This is a genomic window from Gammaproteobacteria bacterium, assembly GCA_015709695.1.
GTDB lineage: Bacteria > Pseudomonadota > Gammaproteobacteria > Steroidobacterales.
The window spans coordinates 643447-662714 of the sequence record CP054183.1; the positions used below are offsets into that span (position 1 = coordinate 643447).

The following is a 19268-nucleotide window of genomic DNA, read 5'->3' on the forward strand; positions in this document are numbered from 1 at the left end:
ACGATCAGCGCGGAGATCCGCATCGTGTCCATCACCCCGTCAAGGATGATGACGCAACCACCGGGCCATCGAGCAGGGCGACATCGCCACTGTCCGCGCCATCTACGCGCCGGACGCGGTGATCTGGCACATCACCGACGGGTTCGACAGCACGCCGGTGGAATCTCGACATCCGTCTGCGGCTGACTGCCTGCATCGCCTGTCGGGTGGCAAACGGTCGCATCACTCGTCTGGACGAGCACTTAGACAGCGCTGCGGCGGCGCCCTGGCGCACGTGACCGGACCCGGAGGCTGGCCGCAAGGCAGGTTGCGGGTGTGTTCCCGGTACTTCGGGGTCGCTCTTGTCGGACAACGGACCGGCACGCCGATCGAGTTCCGAAACCGTAACACCGGCACCTGTTCTGGCGGCTAGGCCAGCACGGCCTCGACGACGCTCACCGGCGACGCCGTCGGCACGACCCGGGTGAGGCGCAGCCCGGCCTGGGCCAGCAGGCGGGCGTACTCGGCTTGCGTGCGTTCCTGGCCGCCGGACAACACCATCATGGCGATGTCCTGCATCTTGCCCTGATGGGGTTCGTCGCCGGGCGGAATCACCGTTTCGATGATCAGCAGGTGGCTGTCGGGCTTCATGGCCTTGCGGCAGTGCCCGAGGATCGTCAGGCAGCGGTCCTCGGACCAGTCGTGGATGATGTGCGACAGCAGGTAGGCATCGGCGCCAGCGGGCACGCTATCGAAGAAGCTGCCCGACTCGATCGTCACGCGCTGCTCGACCCCGCGCTCCCTGAGCAGCCGGGGCGCATCGCGGACCACCTGCGGCATGTCGAACAGCACGCCACGCGGTTTCGGGTGACGGGCGAGGATGGCGGAGATCAGATTGCCGGTGGCGCCGCCGACATCCATGATGGTCCCGAAGCGTGAGAAGTCGTAGGCCGCCGCCACCGCGGCGGGTTCGGCGCCGTGGACGCCGACCATCGTCTCGCTGAACCGGGACACCCGCTCGGGGTCCTGGGCGAGGTAATCGAAGAACGGCACGCCGAATGCAGTGTCGAAGCCGGTTTCGCCGGTCTGCACGGTGTGCAGCAGCTGCTCCGTCGCGGTGATGAACCAGGGGCTGGCCACGGTCAGCACGGTGGAGTAGGCCGCGCCAGGTGCATCCCTGCGCAGCGCGGCGCCCAGGGGAGTCAGGGCAAACCGCTGGGCCTCGTCCTCGGTGAAGAGGCCCAGACTCGCCATGGTCCGCAGCAGACGATAGAGGAACGCAGGCTGCGTGCCGGTCAGGCGCGCCAGCCCGGCCGCATCCATCGGCCCCGCGGAAAGATGGTCCGCCAGCCCGAGCCGGGCCGCGGCGTAGAGCATCCGCGGCGGCCAGCAGGTCGTGGCCATGCGGATCAGCTGGGCGTGCGGCGGCAGCGGGGCCTGTGTCTTCTGCTTTTCGATGCTCATGTCCTGCTCCATGGTGCCTGGAATGGCGGAGTGGCCCGGGATGATACCGCTCCCGGCTGGCCCCGCAATTTGGTGGTTCGGTTCGCGCCGGGCACCCGGTCAGGCGCCGGCAGTGGAGACTGTGCCGCGGAACATGAAATACACGGCGCCGAGCAGGCAGAGGCCCGCCCACAGGTAGTCGAGCCTGGGTGGCTCCTTCATGTAGAAAACCGCGAACGGCACGAAGACCGACAGCGTGATGACTTCCTGGAGGATCTTCAGCTGCCCCAGGGACAGGACACCGTAGCCAATGCGGTTGGCCGGTACCTGCAGCATGTATTCGAAGAACGCGATTCCCCAGCTCACGAGTGCTGCCACCACCCACGGCCGGCTGCCGAGTTCCCTGAGGTGGGCATACCAGGCAAACGTCATGAACACGTTGCTCAGCGTCAGGAGTCCGGCGGTCAGTGCAATCTCGCGCATGGATGCTCACCCTGAAAGGACGGCCTTCCGCGTCCAGGCACCCAATCTATTACAAAGGCGGACATTTTTCCCCGGTGGCTCACCTCCTGAACCACCGGGCTGCTATAGTCACTCCTGCATCAAGACGGAGCTGACGCTCCACCAACCTGCCCCCGGGCAAGGTGGTGTCTCCCGCAGGGAGGATGTGGCCAGTCCTGGCAACCAACCGGGAAACCACTCGAGTCGGCCCCTGGTGCGTGTCATCAACAACGCATTGGAGGGTTCATCATGTCTGCACAGGTAATCGAGCTGCCGGTCAGGCAGCGGGGCGGCGCGCCGGAGTTGAGGCCCGTGATCCGCGGCCTCATCGACAGGATGGCGAGCGAGCTTGGCCAGTACCCCGGCTACGAGGCGCTGCCCGGCGGGCTGGCTTTCGACAACCGGGTGGGGCGCACCACCGTGGGCTTTCGCGAGGTGGAGCCGGCCACCATCGATGGCAGGAAGCTCTGCGAGCTGGCCGAGGTGCGCACCGAGCTGCAGGAGGATTTCCAGGAATTCAGCGGACCGATCCTCGCCCACTTCAACAGCATGGCGAGCCTGGGTGCGGTGCTGCGCGAGCCCGACACCGGGCGGGTGGTGGTGTACACCCGCTGCCCGATCTACGTGGGCGATGACGACGTGCTCGGCCACTACGGGCTCCTGCTGCATGCCGCGGCCATGGCGCACGACGACCAGGTCATCGCCGGAGTCTGCGCCGGCACCGGGCGCGAAGTACCTGAGCACCTGATCCGGCCCATCCGCGGCGCGGGGGTGCCCGCACCCTGGGGCCTGGAGGACTTCGCGGCATGGGCAGCCCGCCTGCACCAGCTGCGCCTGCCCGCGACCGCCTCGGCAGAATCGCTGATGGCCTCGCTGCCCTGGCCGGCGGACTCGGGTTTCCCGGCTTGCGGGGAGCGCAGTGGCATCCTGCTGCTGCTCGACACCCGCATCCCGCACCCCGTGCTGGGCAGCGGCCTGCATTGCCGGCTGGAGCTACCGGTGGCAGTGGAGGAGGCCGCAGGCGTGGAGCTGGTCAACCGGCTCAACCTGATCGAGAGGCGCTCGCTCGCCGCCGGACCCGGCTTCGGCGCCTGGTGTCCCGTGCCGGGTGCGCCGCGCCTGGCCTGGGTGAGCTTCCTTCCGGACATGCCGAAGCCGCCGGGACTGCTCGACACGCTGGTGGCCGGCATGCTGCTGCGGGCGCAGAGGGTGGGCTGGATGATCAGGGGAGGCGAGCGATGGCCACAGTGCACTTGATGCCTTTCCGCCTGCGCCGAATCGCGCCTAGAATCGGCCCAGGCCCAGGCACAACAACAAATCCGGGCCGGAGGTGGGAAGCCCATGATGACCGCCCGCGCATCAACCGTGGCTGGCATTGGCCTGGCCGTTGGCCTGGCCACGCTCCTGGCCGGATGGCCCCTGGCCGCTGCCGCCGGCGAGTATGGCCTGGAGCTGGTGCGGATCTCCGCCGGCAGCGCCAACGGCACGGTCGCCGCCGCGTCGCTGGAGGGCACCGAGTTCATCTACGACGATGTGGCCGGCACGGTCAGCCAGATCTCGCCATCGACGACCGCAGTGTTCAGGCTCGGTCCGGTCACCCATCTGTACTCGCACCAGTTCAGTGGCGCGGTCTTCGACGTTGCGGGCAGCGCGATAACGGCTGCGTCCTACGCCTGCCTCGAAGGCGGCTTCGGCGCAGTCGTCGGTGCCAGCCTGTGCGGCAATTTCACTTTCGGTGCCGACTACAGCAACGACTCGACGCTGAACTACGGCAGCATCCCCGGCACGCGCAGCGTTGGCGGGGATGACGTCGCCCTCGGTCCGCAGCAGCAGCTCGGGGATTACGCCGCCGCCGTGGCGCTCTTCGATGGCACGAGCCTCGTGCTGGAATCACCCGCGTGGTCCACCCATCCCGGTGGCGCCGGCCTTCAGCTCGAGTTCCGGGTCTCGGCGATCACGCTGCGCGTCGCGGCGCCGGAGATCCGCGGTCTGGACGAACCGGCGGCGGGCGCAGCGATCGTCGGCGCAGGGCTGACGGTCGGTACCGTCACCCGGGCCAATCACCCGAGCGTGCCCGCGGGAGCGGTGGTCAGCCAGAATCCCTCGGCTTGCGACGCCTGCGTGCCGGCCGGGAGCGCGGTCCATTTCGTGATCTCGCTGGGACCGGTTACCGGTGCCGCGGTGCCCGACCTGCTCGACAGGCTCGATCGCGACCTGGCGGCGCTCGACATGCACCGCTGGCTGGCGCGGCTGCTGCGCGATGACCTGCGCCGGGTCCGGCAGGCGGTCCAGCGTCATCGCAACGTTCCGGCACTGGTCCAGCTGCGCTGGTTTGCCTGGAAGGTCGCGTGGCTGTCGGGCCGGATGGTTCCCGCCGGCGATGCCACGCGCCTGGTGGCGCAGGCGGAGGAGATCACCAGCCGGTTGCGCAAGGGACTCTCCGGCCCGCCACGCTCCGGCATGCGTGAAATCCTCTCGCAGGGTGTCAGGCGCAGCTACCACATCGACATTCCGGACGACTACTCGGTGACGGGCGAGCCGAGACCGGTGCTGTTCATGTTCCATGGCACCGGCGGCAGCCACCTGAACTTCATGCCGGGCGGGATCTATACGGCCGATGGTGCCGACCTGCGGCGGAAGGTCGGCAATGACGCCATCATGGTGATCCCCGATGCACTGCCGGGCGAGGACGGCGTCAACCAGTGGAATTTCGGCTACGACTTCGCCTTCTTCCAGGATCTGATGAAGCAGCTGCAACACGAGCTCGTGTTCGACAGCCGGCGGATCTTCGCCACCGGGCACAGTTCCGGCGCCGGTTTCGTCCATGAACTGGGCTGCCGGCATGGCGACATGCTGCGCGGCATCGCTCCGGCTTCCGGCGCCCTGGTGTCGACGTCCTGCACCGGGTCCATCGCCGTCATGCAGATCCAGAGCCGCAACGATACAGTGGTCTTTCCCGATATCGTCAAGGCGACGCACGACTTCTGGGTGTTGTACAACGGCTTCGACCTCGACACATCCAGGCCCGGCACGACGAACCCCTGCATCGATTACTCGGACGGATCCTCCCCCTATCCGGTGCAATGGTGTTTCACCGACGACACCGGCCACGGCGGGCACCAGTGGTGGAGCAAGGCGGATGCGATCTGGGATTTTCTCGCCACGCTGCCGATCGCCGGGCCGACGACGGACCATCCGCCCGGTGGCGGCAATGACCGCGCTCACGGGGCTGCGGACACCACGCTGACCTTCACGGTGGCATACCCTGGAACCATCGGCCCGGTGTGGCGGCTTGCCGCCGTGCTCTATCCGGCCGGCACGCAGCCGCCGGTGTTCACCAGCCCGATGTGGTTCCTGAACATCGACATCGATCCCGGCGCCGCCACGCCGGGAACGCAGCAGACCTACACCGTGCCGGTCAGGGTCTTCGAGCCGTCCGCGGCGACGCCGCTGCCGGGGACCTATGCCGTGTCCATCGCCGCCTATGTCACCGGCGGTGGTTTCCCGACACCGGTGGCAGGGATCGACCACATGGCTTTCCGCGATGCCCGGATTGTCGATCAGGCGACACCGGTCGTCGTCGACGGCGTCTTCGATCTGAAGCCGGTGCCATGAGCTGAGCCAGGTGAACGGCTGCGGCCAGACTGGCGAGGCACCACGCGCGGCAGGGACGCCTGCCGGCCATGGTCTGGCCAGGCCGGGCCTGGCTGCGCTGGCGGTGGCCATGCTGGCACTGGCCGGCTGCCCCGGCCTGCAGCAGGCGCCTTCGCTGCCGGGCGCGGTGCCGCCTGGCGCCGGGACCACCCCAGCTGCGACGGGCGTCATCCGCTATGCGTTGTCCGGCCACGAGTCCCTCCTGGTGGTGCTCGCCTATCGTGCGGGTCCGCTCGCTGCGCTTGGCCATGACCACCTGATTGCCACCCGGGCGCTCACCGGGTTCATCGATGTCGCCGAACCCCTGATCGCGAGCGCCATCGAGCTGCATCTGCCGGTCGCCGAATTCACGGTCGATGACCCGGAGCTTCGTGCCAGCCACGGGCACGGGCTTGCGACCGTGCCGCCCGATGCCGCACGCAAGGGAACGCGGGACAACATGCTGGGCCCGGATGTGCTGGATGCCGCGCGGTTCCCGGAGATCGTGGTGCGCTCCGTCTCGCTCCACGGCGGACCGCAGGACTTCACCGCCGGTCTCGACCTGCAGGTGCGCGGCGTGCACCACAGGATCGAGGTACCCGTTCAGGTCACCGGGCCGGCCGCCGGCCAACTGCAGGTCAGGGCACGCTTCCCGCTGTCCCAGGTGGCGATCGGGCTCGTGCCATTCAGTGTCATGATGGGGGCGCTCCAGGTTGGCGACCAGCTGGCCATCGAGGCTGACCTGGTGGCACGGCGCAAGTGAGCCAGCCCCGCCCTTGCAGCCGACCTGATACCGGAGAACCACGGGAGAGGAGTCAGGCCTTGGAGAAATCCTTCATCACCGACGATCTCAGGAAGCGTGTCGGCACCGAACTCGGTCGCGCCGAGTACGAGGTCGAGAAGGGCAGGATCCGCAGCCTTGCCGACGCCACGCTCGACGACAATCCCCTGTACCAGGACGGTGAGGTGGCGCGCGGCAGCCGCTACGGCGGCATGATCGCGCCGCCCGCCATCGTCTGGCCGATCATTCCGCCACAGATGGACTGGTACGTCACGCAATACGATTTCCCGCTGAAGCGCCTGCTGAATGCCGGCTTCGAGCAGGAACTCTTCGAACCGGTCCGGCCCGGGGATCGCCTGACCGGAGTCGTGACGCTGGCGGAGCTGGAGGAGAAGGAAGGCCGGATCGGCCACATGGTGTTCTTCCATTTCGACGTGGTGTGGACCAACCAGCGCGACCAGAAGGTCATGAGCCTGCGCCAGAGTTTCATCAAGTACTGATCACGGAGGCCGACTCATGGACGCGCAACGCTACTACGAGGATGTCGAGGTCGGGCAGCCGCTCGTCGAGCGCGTGGTGACCCCGACCAGGCGCCTGGCCGTGCAGTTCGCCGGTGCCTCGGGCGACTTCTACGAGATCCACTACGACAAGGATTTCGCCATCCAGGCCGGATTCCCGGATGTCATCGTGCACGGTGCGCAGAAGGCCGCCTTCATCACGCAGATGCTGACCAGCTGGATGGGGCTCGACGGTGTGCTGAAGAAGGTCCGCTGCAGCTTCCGCGGCGTCGACTTCTTCGGTGTCGCGCTGACCTGCAATGGCAAGGTGACCGCAAAGCACATCGAGGGCAACCAGCACTGTGTGACCTGCGAGGTCTGGATGGACAACGCCAAGGGCGTGCGAACCACCCTCGGCGGAGGCGTCGTGGTGCTGCCATCCCGGGCCGGGGTGCGGGTGAACCAGCCGCAACGGGCGGGAGAACGCTGATGAGCGCGCAGGGCAGGCTTCAGGGCAAGGTCGCCGTGGTCACCGGATCCGGGCAGGGCATCGGCGCGGCGATCGCGCGGCTCTTTGCCAGGGAGGGGGCCGCCGTGGTGGTCAACTCGCTGCACGAAGCCTCATCGCAGGCGACGGTCCGGGCCATCACCGATGCGGGTGGCCGGGCTGTCGCATGTGTCGGTGATGTGCGCAGCAGCGATGATGCGCGGCGGATCATGGACACCGCGGTGCAGGCCTTCGGCGGCCTGGATATCCTGGTGAACAACGCCGGCTTCCCGCTGGACGAGATGATCCACCGCATGAGCGACGAGCAGTGGGACGACTGCGTCGATGTCACGCTGAAGGGCACCTTCAACTGCATTCGCGCAGCGGCTCCGCACATGAGGAAGGAAGGGCACAACGGGCGCGTCATCAACGTCTCGGCGATGGCGGGCCTGATGGGCGGCATGGGCATGGCCAACTACTGTGCGGCCAAGCACGGCGTGCATGGCCTGACGCGGACGGTGGCACTGGAGTGGGCGCGTTACGGCGTGACCTGCAATGCCATCGCCTACGGCTGGGTGCACACGCGCCTGACCGGGGAGCGCGAGGCGGGCGCGGAAGTGCTGGGGCATGCCGTCGGCATTCCCAGGCGCGTCAGGGACCGGATCATCGAGCAGCACCGGGCCAACCAGCAGACACCGGAGCAGGCGGCCAATGCGGCGCTGCTGCTGGCGTTGCCGGAGGCGCAGTACATCACGGCCACCATCCTCAATGCCTCGATGGGCCAGATGAGCTGAGCGCGCTGCAGCGGGCGGTCGCGCACGGGTTTTGTCCGCTCAGTGGGACTGTCCGGACATGGTCCCGCTGCGGCCCCGTCGCGAGATGCCCTTGCAGGCGTTGGCTTCCGTCTGCAGCCAGTCCATGGCCTGCATGAGGTTGAGATGGATGTCCCGGTAGCCGGCATCGTCAGGCGGCGGCTCGCTGCCAGGCATGGGCCGCGTGTGCACGCGGGTGTTGTCGGTCGTGAGTTCCGTACGGGTTTCGATGTTGCCGGCGCGGGTGACGGCGGCGACAGTACCGAGCCCGCCGAGCTCGTGGTGTTTCCAGAAGGTCGCCGGAATCCTCGCCAGCGGTTCATCCGGTTTCCGCAGGGCAGGGGCCGTCCGGCATCGCCGGCCCCAGATCTCGATGGTTCCGTCGAGCCCCGCCTGGCGCAGGCCGATGACGAGGTCGCGCAGGAGCTGGCCATCGGCGGCGAAATCCCAGCCCTGCTGGCGCGCGGCGTCGCAGAACGCAGTCACCGGGATGCGGTTGGGCGGATCCTCGGGAGGCCCGATCACGACCTGCCAGCCGGGCTTCCAGGCCATCCATGCGGCCGAGGCCAGCAACAAGGCCAGCAGCACACCGAGGATGCTCACCGCTGCGGACCCGTGTTCATGGCCGGTACTCCAGGGCTGCCCCCCGCCATCATGCGCGCCTGCCTTCCCTTCGGCAGCCGCCGAGGTCATCATCGCGGCTGATTCCGCTGTCTGGAAGGTGGGGGCGCCCGGTGGAACCGGCATTCAGGCGCTGGCGCAGAGGTTCCGTTGCCGGAGAGCGTGCGTGAGCGAGACCCTGCTGCGTGAACTGCTCGCCGGGCTCGCGCATTTCCTGCTCGCCATCGTCGCCACGGTGCATATCCTGCTTACCAAGACCGAAGTGCGGGCGGCGATCGCCTGGACGGGCCTGGTGTGGCTGGCACCGCTGTTCGGCCCGGTGTCGTACCTGTTGTTCGGCATCAACCGCATCCGGCGGTCGGTGGGGCGGATGCGGCAGGTGCGCGGGGCGCACACCGCTGAACACCAGGCCGCCACCGGTCGCCAGGCCCATGGGGGCGGCAGCGTCGCGCCGGTTCCCGACGGCTGGCGGGCGCTGGCGACGCTGACCGACAGGATCTCCGCCGAGCCGCTGGAGGGCGGGAACTGCATCGAGCCGCTGCTCGATGGCGACCAGGCCTATCCGGCCATGATCGAAGCCATCGCCGGGGCCCGGCGCAGCATCTCGCTGGCCACCTACATCTTCGATCGTGGCATCGTCGCCGATGCGTTTGCGGATGCCCTCGAGGCCGCCGTGGCCCGGGGCGTCGAGGTGCGGGTGCTCATCGATGGGCTGGGTGCGCGCTATTCCCGGCCGCCGATCCGCGGCGAGCTGCAGCGGCGCGGCATACGCGTGGCCAGTTTCCTGCCGGTGCGTTTTCCGCTGCCAAACCCGTATGCCAACCTGCGCAACCACCGCAAGATACTCGTGGTCGATGGCGGGATCGCCTTCACCGGCGGGCTCAATATCCGCGATGCCTGCCTGCTCGCACGTCCCTCCGCGTTTCCGACGCGGGACACCCACTTCCGCCTCCGTGGCCCCGTGGTGCACCATCTGCAGGATGCCTTCGTTTTCGACTGGCGTTTCGCCACCGGGGAGCGCCTGCTGGGCGAGACGTGGTTCCCGCCGGTGACGGCAGTCGGCGACATGCTGGCCCGTGGCATTGCCGACGGTCCCGACGAGACACGCGATGCGCTGCTGCTGACCCTGCTGGGTGCGCTGGCCGCGGCGCGCAGGCGGGTCCGCATCGTCACCCCGTACTTCCTGCCCGATCCGCCGCTCATCGACGCCTTGCGGGTGACTGCCTTGCGCGGTGTCGACGTCGAGATCCTGATTCCCGGACGGGGCAACCTGCGGCTGGTGCAGTGGGCGCAGATGGCGCAGCTGAAGCCGGTGCTGCGCGGTGGCTGCAGGGTACTGCTGACCCGTGCCCCGTTCGATCACTCCAAACTCATGGTGGTCGATGGCAGCTGGTCGCTGGTCGGTTCGGCAAACTGGGATCCGCGATCCCTCCGGCTCAACTTCGAATACGTGGTGGAGTGCTACTCCGCCGCGTTGGCGGCCAGCCTCGAGTCCATCATTGCCGCGAAGCGGGACGGTGCCCACGAGTTGTCGCGTGCGGAGCTGGATGCCAGGCCGCTGTGGCGCAAGCTGCGCGATGGCATCGCCTGGCTGATGCAGCCCTATCTCTGAGCGGGGAGCGGCATTCAGCCCGGCGGTTGCCAGCCGGGATGGTCGAAGTACCGGCCGTAGTCATCGAGCGCCTGCACGGCTTGCGCTGCCCCCGCTGCCGGTGTGGCGTCCGCGCGGCCCTGCATCGCTGCGGCGCCGGCGAGCAAGTCGGCGATGATCAGGTGCAGGTTGGCATCGGCTGCGGGTTCGAGCCTGCAGCTGGCGACGATGGCGGCAACCCGGGTTTCCACCGTCGCACCCAGCGCCTGGAAGTCGGCCACCGACAGCGTGCCCTGGTGGATGGCCTCGTGCCGGGCGGCGAGGGCGGCGCGGATCGCCGCCATGCCCTCGCGCAGGGGCGCGTCGGTCGACCACTTGCGGCCGTGGTCCAGGGTGAGGTGCCCGGCCTCGCCGGCGCCGTGTTCATGGGCATCCGCCGCCGGTGCAGCGCCGCCGGCGAGAAGGAACACTGCCCAGGCACAGGCAGCCGGAATGGAATGGCGGATATTCATGCAGGCACCTCGGTCGCGGGGTTGTGGAGCCCTCACCTCGTCCTTAGGATGATAGGCACATCCCCGATTTCCGGCAAAGAGGGACGCGATCCGGTTCGCCGTCCGCGCCGGGGTGCAAGCCATGACCACCTACATGAACGCCTGGCAATGCATTGGCTGCGGCAAGCTCGAAGGGCCTCGGCCCTGCATCGGCATCTGCCAGGATCGCCAGGTACAGCTCGTCTACGCTGGCGACTACGAGGCGCTGCAGGTACAGGCGCGGCGCCTTCGACAGCGTGCCGAGGCGCTGGAGGCCGTGGTACGGCAGCTGGCGGGCACGACACCGCGCCAGGGCGAGTGGGAGCGATCCTATCGTGCGCTGCAGGAGCGCGCGCGGAAGGCGCTGGCGCCGTCGCCAGACGAGCCGGGCTGAGTCATCCGTTGAAAGGGGTATTTACAATACAGGTTAAATGAGCGGACAATCCTCCCTGCGTAACCTGTTCCTGGCACGGCAGGCCCGGCGGGCCTGCGAGGAGGAAGGGCGGCATGACTGCAAACCGCACGATCCGTCTGGCGCTGGCGGTCCTGGCCAGCGGCGCGAGCCTGGCGCTGTCCTGGCCCTACTGGCGCGATTTCGGCTACTGGGCGGAGTCGCGCGGCATGTGGCTCGGCTATTTCATCGTCGGCTTCCTGCTCGCTGTCTACGTTTTCTGCGTTTTCTTCAGCCGGCTCGGCACGCTGTTCGAGCATGATGCGATCGCGCGCGAGCAGCGATCCGGCGCAGCGCGCGCGGAGGGCGGGGAGAAGGCGCCATGAGCTGCGCCCCCGGGGAACCCTGCGAGGAAGGCGGCAAGCGCCGCCGCGCACTGGCGGTACTCGGCCTGATGGGCGCCATATTCATCGCCCTGTCCCTGGCCTCGTTCCTCGGCTCGCGCGGTCAGGTGGCGCCGCTCGAGGTCAGCTATGCCGGTGCCGATGCCGTCCAGGGCAAGCGCGTGTTCCAGGCCTACAACTGCATGGGCTGCCACACCATCGTCGGCAACGGCGCCTACTTCGCCCCTGACCTCACCAGGCTCTACGGCAAGGTCGGTCCCGCCTGGCTGGAGGCCTTCCTGCCGTCTGCCGGTGCCTGGCCGACCCGCACGGCGGTGGCGCTGCAGCTGCGCGACACGGCGACAGCCGGCGAGGCAGGTGCGGACGGGATCGACGCCTACCTGGCGAAGTATCCGGCGGCTGCCGAACGTGTGGAGCGGCGCGGCGGCCACACGACACTGATGCCCAACCTGCCGCTGTCGCGCACCGAGGTGCGCGAGCTGATCGCCTTCCTGAAGTACACCTCGGCGATGAACACCGAGGGCTGGCCACCGAAACCGCGGGTCGATGGCCTGGCCTTCGCGCAGGCGACGCCGATGCCGGCGGCAAGGGCGGCTGCAGCCGTTGCAACTGTCGCAGCGGCCACGTCCGCGGTGCCGGAGCCGGCTTCAGCGGCCCGACGCGGCGCCGAGCTGGCCCAGGCCACCGGCTGCATGGCCTGCCACTCGAAAGGCACGGATCGTCTGGTCGGGCCGGGCTGGGGCGGGCTCTACGATTCCGCGGTGAGCTTCGTGGACGGCAGCAGCGCCCGCGCCGACGACGCCTACCTCAGCGAATCGATCGTCGATCCCGACGCCCGCGTGGTGAAGGACTTCGTGCCGCATGTCATGCCGGCCTACGCCGGGGTGCTCGATGCCAGCCAGGTCGCGGACATCGTCGCCTACATCCGCAGCCTCCGGGGAGCGCAGCCATGATCAGGATCGAGTACCAGACCCAGCGCCTCAGCCTGCGCTTCTTCATGCTCATGCTGGTGCTGTTCTTCTTCCAGACCGGGTTCGGCCTGCTGCTCACCGCACAGCACATCGATCCGACGCTGCTCGCCGGCACCTTCAACTTCAACGTGGCCCGCGCCGAGCACACCAACCTCGGCATCCTCTGGGTGCTTTCGGGGTTCATTGGCGCCATTCTCTTCGTCGGTCCGCTGCTGTCGAAGCGCGAGCTGGCGGCACCGGGGCTGATCCGCTTCCTGTTCTACGCCGTCGTCGCCGTGGTGCTGTGGAACGTGGCGACCCAGGTGCTGGCGGAACAGGGCATCGCCGGCTGGTGGATGGGCCAGCCGCTGCTGCAGGAGGGCCTCGAGTACCTCGAGGCCGGGCGCATCGTCGACGTGGTGATCCTCATCGGCTTCGCCATCCTTTGCCTTGTCGTCTGGCGCAGCTTCCCGCCCGTCTCGCAGTGGAACGAGATTCACTGGGGCCTCGGCATCGGCGTGCTCGCCCTCACGCTGGTGTGGATCTTCGGCATGTTCTTCGTCGATCGCCTCGACCTGCAGGAGTACTTCCGCTGGTACGTGGTGCACTACTGGGTCGAGGGCGTGTGGGAGGTCATCCATATCTCGCTGGTGGGCTGCCTGCTGGTGCTGATGTTCAAGGCGGACGTCAAGTCGGTCGGCTTCGCGGTGTTCTGGGGCATCTCGCTGGTATGGCTGTCCGGCCTGCTCGGCAATGCCCACCACTACTTCTGGATCGGCACGCCGGAGTTCTGGCAGTTCTGGGGCTCGCTGTTCAGCGCGCTGGAACCGCTGCCGTTGATCTTCTGCTTCTGGCACCTCTACCTCGACGCCCACGAGGATGGCGAGCCGCTTGCCAACATGCCGGCCTTCGCTTTCCTGCTGGGCTCCGTGGTGCTCGAGCAGGTGGGCGCCGGCATCCTCGGCTTCACCATGACCTTCGCCCTGACCAACGTCTGGTCGCATGGCACCTGGGTGACGCTGAGCCATGCGCATCTCGCGCTGTTCGGCACCTTCGGCATGCTGGGCATTGCCACCGCGTACTACGCGCTGCCGCTCATGCGTGGCGCCGCGGATTTCGACCAGCGCCCCGGCAGGCTGGCGTTCTGGCTGGTGTTCACCGGCATGCTGGGGCTGTGCTTCGCCTTCGCCATCGGCGGCACGGTGCAGGTGTTCGTCTATCGCACGCTTGGCCTGGACTGGTTTGGCGGTGACGTTGCGCCGGCCATGCTGTTCGCCAAGCTGATGGTGCCGGCGTTCGGCCTGGTGTTCACCATCGGCGTCTGCCTGCTGGTCTACGACCTGCTGACCCTGGGCCTGCGCAGCACGATGCCGGCTCCGGACGCCCCGACTCCCGTGCCGGCGACGGGCTGGGGCCGCCGGCTGTCGGGCTGGGAGACCGGCCTGTGGCTGCTGGCGATGTGGGTGTTCGGCGCGATCATCACGCTGGGCCTGCTGAGCTTCAACCTGCGGACCGTGCAGGAGGGCAGCATGCTGTTCCCCTACCTGATGGCGGGAATCGGCTACCCGGGCCTGCTGCTGACGACGCTGTTCTTCGTGGCCCGCTTCCTGCGCTCGCTGGCGGCCCGTGGGCAGACCGTCGCCGCTCAGGCGGGCGGCGCGCCGGTGGCTTCCGCCGGCTTGTGGTGATCCGCGGCGAGCACGAGGTAGAAGGCGGGCACGACGAACAGCGTGAACAGCGTGCCGATGGAGATGCCGGTGAAGATCACCAGGCCGAGGTTGAAGCGCGATGCGGCACCGGCGCCGCTGGCGAGCAGCAACGGCAGCACGCCGAGCACCATCGCCGCGGTGGTCATGAGGATGGGTCGCAGCCGGATCGCCGAGGCCAGTTCGATGGCCTCGCGCCGCGTCCGGCCTTCCTGCTGCAGCTTGTTGGCGAACTCCACGATGAGGATGCCGTGCTTGCTGATCAGGCCCATCAACGTCACCAGGCCGACCTGGGTGTAGATATTCAGGCTGACATGCCAGAAGCCCAGGCTGACGAAGATCAGCGCGCCGGCAATCGACATCGGCACCGAGATGAGGATGATCAGCGGGTCACGGAAGCTCTCGAACAGGGCGGCGAGCGCCAGGAAGATGATGACCATGGCGAAGGCGATGGTGACGAGGAAGCCGCTGGACTCCCGCACGTACTGGCGTGACTGGCCGGCATAGTCCACGGCATAGCCCTGGGGCAATACACGAGCCGCGATGCCGTTCAGGGTGTCGAGCGCATCACCGAGCGGCACTCCGGGCATCATGATGCCGCTGATGGTGGCGGAATTGAGCTGCTGGAAGCGGTTGAGCGAGCGCGGCACCACGCTGGTGTCGATGGTGGCGATCGTCGACAGCGGCACCGCCGCGCCGGCCGGTGTGCGCAGGTAGTAGTCGTCGAGCTGTTCCGCATTCAGCCGGAAGCGCTGCGCGGCCTGCGGCATCACCTTGTAGGAGCGCCCGGCCAGCGAGAAGTAGTTGACGTAGCCCCCGCCCAGCATGGCCGACAGGCTGCCGCCGATGTCGCTCATCTGCAGGCCGAGGCGTGCCGCCGCGTCACGGTCGATCTCCACCGTTGCCTGGGGCTGGTCGATACGCAGGTCGCTGTCGATGAACATGAAGGTGCCGGTCTTCACCGCTTCCGCGAGAAAGGTCTGCGCCACCTCGTTCAGTCTGGGGAACTGGTCGGTGGTGGTGAGCACGAACTCCACGGGCAGGCCCTGGGCACCGGGAAGCGGCGGCAGCTGGAATACCGCGCCGCGCAGGCCCGCCACTTCCTCGTTGAAGGCCTTCTGCAGCACCGGCATGAGCTCGTTGGCGCTCTCGCTGCGCTCGCTCCAGGGCTTCATCACCGTCCCGGCGAAGACCGAGCCCGTGGCCTCGAACTGGAAGACATTGGTGAACACCGGGAACTTGCGGACGATGCGGTACACATCCCGTGAGTAGGTGGTCAGCAGCTCATGGGTGGCGTTCGGCGCACTGGTGAACATCGTCAGCAGGAAGCCCTGGTCCTCCTGCGGCGCCAGCTCCTTGCGGGCATTGCCGTAGAGCAGGTAGATCGACACCAGCACGATGCCGGCGAAGGCGAGCGTCACCGCCACGGTGTCCAGGCTGGCGTGCAGCGTGCGCTCGTAGGCCTGGCGCAGCCGGCCGAAGCCGTGGTTGCTGAACTGCTCGAAGCGTGCCGTCCAGGCGGATTCCTCGGCAAGGGGTCGCAGCAACTTCGCGCACATCATCGGCGAGAGCACCAGGGCGATGATGGTCGAGACCACCACGGCGGCGACCAGCGTGAAGGCGAACTCGGTGAACAGCGCACCGGTGAGCCCGCCCTGGAAGCCGATGGGCACGTACACCGCGATCAGCACCACGCCCATGGCGATGATCGGGCCACCCAGCTCGCGCGCGGCGAGCAGCGCGGCCTGGGTCGGCCTGGTGCCCTGCTCGATGTGGCGATTGACGTTCTCGACGACGATGATCGCGTCGTCCACCACCAGGCCGATGGCCAGCACCAATGCCAGCAGCGTCAGCAGGTTGAAGGAGAAGCCTGCCGCGAGCATCAGCGTGAAGGCGCCCACCAGCGACAGCGGGATGGCCACCACCGGGATCAGCACGGAACGCGGTGAGCCGAGGAAGAGGAACACCACCAGGGTGACGATGAGCAGCGCCTCGACAATGGTGAATGCCACCTCGTTGATCGAGTCGCGGACGAACTCCGCGGAGTCGTAGATGACCTCGGCTTCGAGGCCTCCCGGCAGGCTGGCATGCAGATCCCTGAAAGCCTGCTGGACGCGTGCGGTCGTCTCGAGGAGGTTCGCGCCAGGGGCGACGTTGACACCCAGTGCCACGGCATCGCGGCCATTGAAGGCAAACCCCGACTCGTAGTCTTCCGAGCCCAGGGTGACGTTGGCCACGTCCTGCAGGCGCACGATGGCGCCGCCCGACTGGCGCACGATCAGGTTGCGGAACTCCTCCAGGCTGTGCAGGCCGGTCGAGGCCACCAGCCCGACCTGCACCACCTCGCCCTGGGTCTTGCCGAGGCTGGAGAGGAAGTTGTTGGCGGCCAGCGCCTGGCTGACGTCGCTGGCGGTGAGCCCGTAGGCCGCGAGGCGTTGCGGGTCCAGCCAGGCACGCAGCGCGATGTTCTGCGCGCCGATGATGTCCACGCTCTGCACGCCCTGCAGGGCCTGCAGCCGCGGCTGGACCAGGCGAGCCACGTAGTCGGTGATCTGGTTCGGCGCCAGCACCTCGGAGGCGAAGCCGATGTACATGGCAGCGAGCTGCTGGCCGAGGCTGAGCGTGATCACCGGCAGCTGCGATTCGGGCGGCAGCTGGTTGCGGATCGAGTTCACCTTGATGCTGATCTCGTTGAGCGCCTTGTTCGGGTCCCAGTTGAGCAGCAGGTTGACGGTGACGGTACTGACGCCGGTACGGCTGGAGGAGACGATGTAGTCGATGCCGGTGGCCTGCGACACCGCATTCTCTATCGGCGCGGTGATGAAGCTGGCTACAAGATCCGGAGAGGCGCCGAAATAGGTGGTGGTCACCGTGATCACGGCGCTCTGCGTCGAGGGAAACTCCTGGATCCGCAGCAGGTCGGCCGAGCGCAGGCCGAGGACCAGGATCAGCACGCTCGCGACCGTGGCGAGCACCGGCCGCTGGATGAAGACATCGGTCAGTTTCATTTGCGGCGCCCGGGCTCGTCGGGCGGATCGGGCGCCGGATTGTTCGCTGGCTGTACGGTGTTGTTGATTCTGACCGGGGTGCCGTCCTGCAGCTTGATCTGTCCGGCGCTGACCACGGTTGCCCCTGCGGTGACACCCGAGAGGATGGCGACCTGGTCACCCCGGGTCGGACCGACCTGGACGAAGACCTGCTTTGCGCGCAGCTTGTCGCCGCTGCCCTCGACCAGGTACACCGTGTCGCCGAAAGAGTTGTAGACGACAGCCGTCTGCGGCAGCGTGACATGCTGCACGCTGGCGCCGGCATCGACGTTCACCGAGACGTACATGCCGGGCAGGAGGCGGTGCGCGGGATTGTCGATGCGCGCGCGTACGGCGACATTGCGGGTCTGGGCGTCCACCCGGGAGTCGATGGCAATCACCTCGCCACGGAAGGTCTCGCCAGGCCAGGCGTCGACGGCCACGGTGACGTGCTGACGTGGCGACAACAGGCCGAGGTCGCGCTGCGGCAGGAAGAAATCCACCAGCAGCTGGTCCAGGGCCTGCAGGGTGGCGATGCGCGCTCCAGCATTCAGGTACTGGCCGACGTCGACGACGCGCAAGCCGATGCGGCCGCCGAAGGGCGCGCGGATGGAGGTGCGGCTGACGCCTTCCTGCTGCTGCCTGAGCTGTGCCTCGGTGCTGCGCAGCTGCGTCTCGGCAGTATCGAGCGCGGCCTGGCTCACCAGGCCCTTCGGTGCCAGCTCGCGGTTGCGCTGGTAGTCGAGCCTGGCGAGATCGACGGCGGCCTGTGCCTCGCGGAGCCGGGCGACATCGACTCCCGAGCGCAGGCTGAGCAGCACCTGCCCGGTGCGGACATCATCGCCCGATTCGAACCGGATCTCGTCGACGATGCCCGGCACCTCGGCCGAGAGGTCGGTGCCGTTCACCGCGCGCAGCGTGCCGACGGCATGCAGTGTCGGCTGCCAGTCGAGCGCCTCGGCCCTTGCCGTGGAGACCGTCTGCACCGGCGGTGGCGCCGAAGCCATGGCCTTGCGCATCATCCGGCCGACGAAGGCCTGGAAGCCCAGGACGCCGCCGAAGACGACGGCGCAGGCGATGAGCATGACTGTGAAGCGGCGCCGGATCACAAGGGGCCGCCGGCAGGGTTCCTGAGCTGCGCGAGTTCGAAGCGCGTATCGGCGGCACGGTACTCGTGGCGGACCATCGTGTGGTCCGGACCCATGATCCACACCTCCGTGTCCTTGCCGAAATGGTAGTGATCGGTCTCGAAAGTTCCGGCAGGCACCGTGATGGTCTCGCGGCCGACGTACTCGAGCGTGATGGGGAACTGCGCCAGCCGCGGCCCGCCGTCGACACCGCCGTAGATGAATGTCGGCAGCTTCTGCCGGCCACCCGCGGTGCTGTCATAGCGGCCGAAATGCCAGCCGTCGAGGCTTGGCGGGTGCAGCAGCACGGAATAGCCCTGCGGCAGCGGCAGGTCCTCGGCCCTGAAGCCGGCCGCGCCGCGGGTCGTCACGCGGAGGAGGGAACCATCGGCCACGTAGAAGCCCGAGCCCAGCAGCTTGCCCTTGCTGTATGCCGTGGAGAAGGCATCGAGGAAGTGGAAAGCCGCGTCGACGCGGTAAATCACGCTGATCTGCTGGGCGTCGCGGCCACCGTCGTAGAAGCTGCGCAGGGTCCGCGAGCCATCGGCCTGCACCGTGAGTGTCCAGGTTTCGCGGCCGCAGGGCTCGCCCTTGCCGAGCGTGGTGCAGTCGAGTACTCCCGAAGCGCTGCGCAGGATGGTCGCGTTGGCTGGCGGCGGCTGGCTGGTGGCATCGGGCTTCTGCGCCGGCGCGCACGCGGTCACGATGGCCAGCAGCGCCATGGCCAGGGCACTGGTTCGGTGTTTCACGGGAGGTTCCTTTTCGGCGACAACCGTCGCTGCGGTCGCG

At 68.0% G+C, this 19268-nt stretch carries 18 protein-coding genes and 1 riboswitch; of the genes, 11 read left to right on the forward strand and 7 right to left on the reverse strand.

Annotated features, from left to right (window positions below; translation table 11 throughout):
• Positions 1-408: 408 nt before the first annotated feature.
• Both HRU81_02995 and HRU81_03000 read right to left on the reverse strand, forming a co-directional pair.
• Entirely contained in the window at positions 409-1443 is a 1035-nt protein-coding gene (locus HRU81_02995) for a methyltransferase (protein ID QOJ31155.1), read from the reverse strand.
• Positions 1444-1542: 99 nt separating this feature from the next.
• The gene (locus HRU81_03000) at positions 1543-1905 is read right to left on the reverse strand and encodes a DMT family protein (protein QOJ31156.1); all 363 of its coding nucleotides are present in this window, start codon (positions 1903-1905) and stop codon (positions 1543-1545) included.
• Positions 1906-2016: 111 nt separating this feature from the next.
• Positions 2017-2120, forward strand: a riboswitch (SAM riboswitch).
• 52 nt (positions 2121-2172) lie between these two features.
• Between HRU81_03000 and HRU81_03005 the strand changes: the two genes are divergently transcribed.
• The 6 genes from HRU81_03005 to HRU81_03030 all read left to right on the forward strand — a co-directional run bounded on the left by HRU81_03005 (position 2173) and on the right by HRU81_03030 (position 8115).
• Positions 2173-3180, forward strand: a complete 1008-nt coding sequence (locus HRU81_03005; GenBank protein ID QOJ31157.1) for a hypothetical protein — start codon at positions 2173-2175, stop codon at positions 3178-3180.
• Positions 3181-3264: 84 nt separating this feature from the next.
• Positions 3265-5538 (forward strand): hypothetical protein, encoded by a 2274-nt coding sequence (locus HRU81_03010; GenBank protein QOJ31158.1) that lies wholly within the window; start codon positions 3265-3267, stop codon positions 5536-5538.
• A gap of 10 nt (positions 5539-5548) precedes the next feature.
• On the forward strand, positions 5549-6319 hold the full coding sequence (locus HRU81_03015) for a YceI family protein (protein ID QOJ31159.1): 771 nt from the start codon (positions 5549-5551) through the stop codon (positions 6317-6319).
• A gap of 59 nt (positions 6320-6378) precedes the next feature.
• Positions 6379-6837 (forward strand): MaoC family dehydratase N-terminal domain-containing protein, encoded by a 459-nt coding sequence (locus HRU81_03020; protein ID QOJ31160.1) that lies wholly within the window; start codon positions 6379-6381, stop codon positions 6835-6837.
• A gap of 16 nt (positions 6838-6853) precedes the next feature.
• Positions 6854-7324, forward strand: coding sequence for a hypothetical protein (locus HRU81_03025; protein QOJ31161.1), 471 nt, complete (start codon positions 6854-6856; stop codon positions 7322-7324).
• Complete coding sequence (locus HRU81_03030; protein ID QOJ31162.1) at positions 7324-8115, forward strand: SDR family NAD(P)-dependent oxidoreductase; 792 nt, start codon at positions 7324-7326, stop codon at positions 8113-8115. Before HRU81_03025 ends, HRU81_03030 begins: the two co-directional genes overlap by 1 nt.
• Before the next feature lie 39 nt (positions 8116-8154).
• Here HRU81_03030 and HRU81_03035 read toward each other — a convergent pair whose 3' ends face one another.
• On the reverse strand, positions 8155-8736 hold the full coding sequence (locus HRU81_03035; protein QOJ31163.1) for a hypothetical protein: 582 nt from the start codon (positions 8734-8736) through the stop codon (positions 8155-8157).
• Here HRU81_03035 and HRU81_03040 point away from each other — a divergent pair.
• A complete protein-coding gene (locus tag HRU81_03040) occupies positions 8729-10366 on the forward strand; it encodes a PLDc N-terminal domain-containing protein (GenBank protein QOJ31164.1) in 1638 nt (545 codons plus the stop codon). The genes HRU81_03035 and HRU81_03040 overlap by 8 nt on opposite strands.
• 14 nt (positions 10367-10380) lie before the next feature.
• Here HRU81_03040 and HRU81_03045 read toward each other — a convergent pair whose 3' ends face one another.
• Positions 10381-10839: a hypothetical protein gene (locus HRU81_03045; protein QOJ33259.1), complete on the reverse strand. Its 459-nt coding sequence runs from the start codon at positions 10837-10839 to the stop codon at positions 10381-10383.
• Between the two features lie 139 nt (positions 10840-10978).
• Here HRU81_03045 and HRU81_03050 point away from each other — a divergent pair, with 139 nt between their 5' ends.
• The 4 genes from HRU81_03050 (at position 10979) to HRU81_03065 (ending at position 14308) form a co-directional block, all read left to right on the forward strand.
• Positions 10979-11269 (forward strand): hypothetical protein, encoded by a 291-nt coding sequence (locus HRU81_03050; GenBank protein QOJ31165.1) that lies wholly within the window; start codon positions 10979-10981, stop codon positions 11267-11269.
• Positions 11270-11382: 113 nt separating this feature from the next.
• The gene (locus tag HRU81_03055) at positions 11383-11652 is read left to right on the forward strand and encodes a hypothetical protein (protein QOJ31166.1); all 270 of its coding nucleotides are present in this window, start codon (positions 11383-11385) and stop codon (positions 11650-11652) included.
• Positions 11649-12623 (forward strand): c-type cytochrome, encoded by a 975-nt coding sequence (locus HRU81_03060; protein ID QOJ31167.1) that lies wholly within the window; start codon positions 11649-11651, stop codon positions 12621-12623. Before HRU81_03055 ends, HRU81_03060 begins: the two co-directional genes overlap by 4 nt.
• Positions 12623-14308 (forward strand): cbb3-type cytochrome c oxidase subunit I, encoded by a 1686-nt coding sequence (locus HRU81_03065; protein QOJ33260.1) that lies wholly within the window; start codon positions 12623-12625, stop codon positions 14306-14308. Before HRU81_03060 ends, HRU81_03065 begins: the two co-directional genes overlap by 1 nt.
• Here the strand turns inward: HRU81_03065 and HRU81_03070 are convergent.
• Genes HRU81_03070 through HRU81_03080 form a run of 3 tightly spaced genes read right to left on the reverse strand, consistent with a single transcriptional unit; the run spans position 14266 to position 19228 of the window.
• Positions 14266-17334, reverse strand: coding sequence for an efflux RND transporter permease subunit (locus tag HRU81_03070; protein ID QOJ31168.1), 3069 nt, complete (start codon positions 17332-17334; stop codon positions 14266-14268). The two genes, HRU81_03065 and HRU81_03070, sit on opposite strands and share 43 nt — an antisense overlap.
• On the reverse strand, positions 17331-18458 hold the full coding sequence (locus HRU81_03075; GenBank protein QOJ33261.1) for an efflux RND transporter periplasmic adaptor subunit: 1128 nt from the start codon (positions 18456-18458) through the stop codon (positions 17331-17333). Before HRU81_03075 ends, HRU81_03070 begins: the two co-directional genes overlap by 4 nt.
• The gene (locus tag HRU81_03080; GenBank protein QOJ31169.1) at positions 18458-19228 is read right to left on the reverse strand and encodes a hypothetical protein; all 771 of its coding nucleotides are present in this window, start codon (positions 19226-19228) and stop codon (positions 18458-18460) included. The genes HRU81_03075 and HRU81_03080 overlap by 1 nt, the downstream gene beginning before the upstream one ends.
• Positions 19229-19268: the final 40 nt, after the last annotated feature.

Bases quoted from the DNA above. Each gene is read 5' to 3' on its own strand.
- HRU81_03025 (QOJ31161.1), top strand. From the start codon at position 6,854: ATGGACGCGCAACGCTACTACGAGGATGTCGAGGTCGGGCAGCCGCTC.
- HRU81_03060 (QOJ31167.1), top strand. From the start codon at position 11,649: ATGAGCTGCGCCCCCGGGGAACCCTGCGAGGAAGGCGGCAAGCGCCGC.
- HRU81_03030 (QOJ31162.1), top strand. From the start codon at position 7,324: ATGAGCGCGCAGGGCAGGCTTCAGGGCAAGGTCGCCGTGGTCACCGGA.
- HRU81_03010 (QOJ31158.1), top strand. From the start codon at position 3,265: ATGATGACCGCCCGCGCATCAACCGTGGCTGGCATTGGCCTGGCCGTT.
- HRU81_03070 (QOJ31168.1), bottom strand. From the start codon at position 17,334: ATGAAACTGACCGATGTCTTCATCCAGCGGCCGGTGCTCGCCACGGTC.
- HRU81_03055 (QOJ31166.1), top strand. From the start codon at position 11,383: ATGACTGCAAACCGCACGATCCGTCTGGCGCTGGCGGTCCTGGCCAGC.
- HRU81_03040 (QOJ31164.1), top strand. From the start codon at position 8,729: ATGCTCACCGCTGCGGACCCGTGTTCATGGCCGGTACTCCAGGGCTGC.
- HRU81_02995 (QOJ31155.1), bottom strand. From the start codon at position 1,443: ATGAGCATCGAAAAGCAGAAGACACAGGCCCCGCTGCCGCCGCACGCC.
- HRU81_03005 (QOJ31157.1), top strand. From the start codon at position 2,173: ATGTCTGCACAGGTAATCGAGCTGCCGGTCAGGCAGCGGGGCGGCGCG.
- HRU81_03050 (QOJ31165.1), top strand. From the start codon at position 10,979: ATGACCACCTACATGAACGCCTGGCAATGCATTGGCTGCGGCAAGCTC.
- HRU81_03000 (QOJ31156.1), bottom strand. From the start codon at position 1,905: ATGCGCGAGATTGCACTGACCGCCGGACTCCTGACGCTGAGCAACGTG.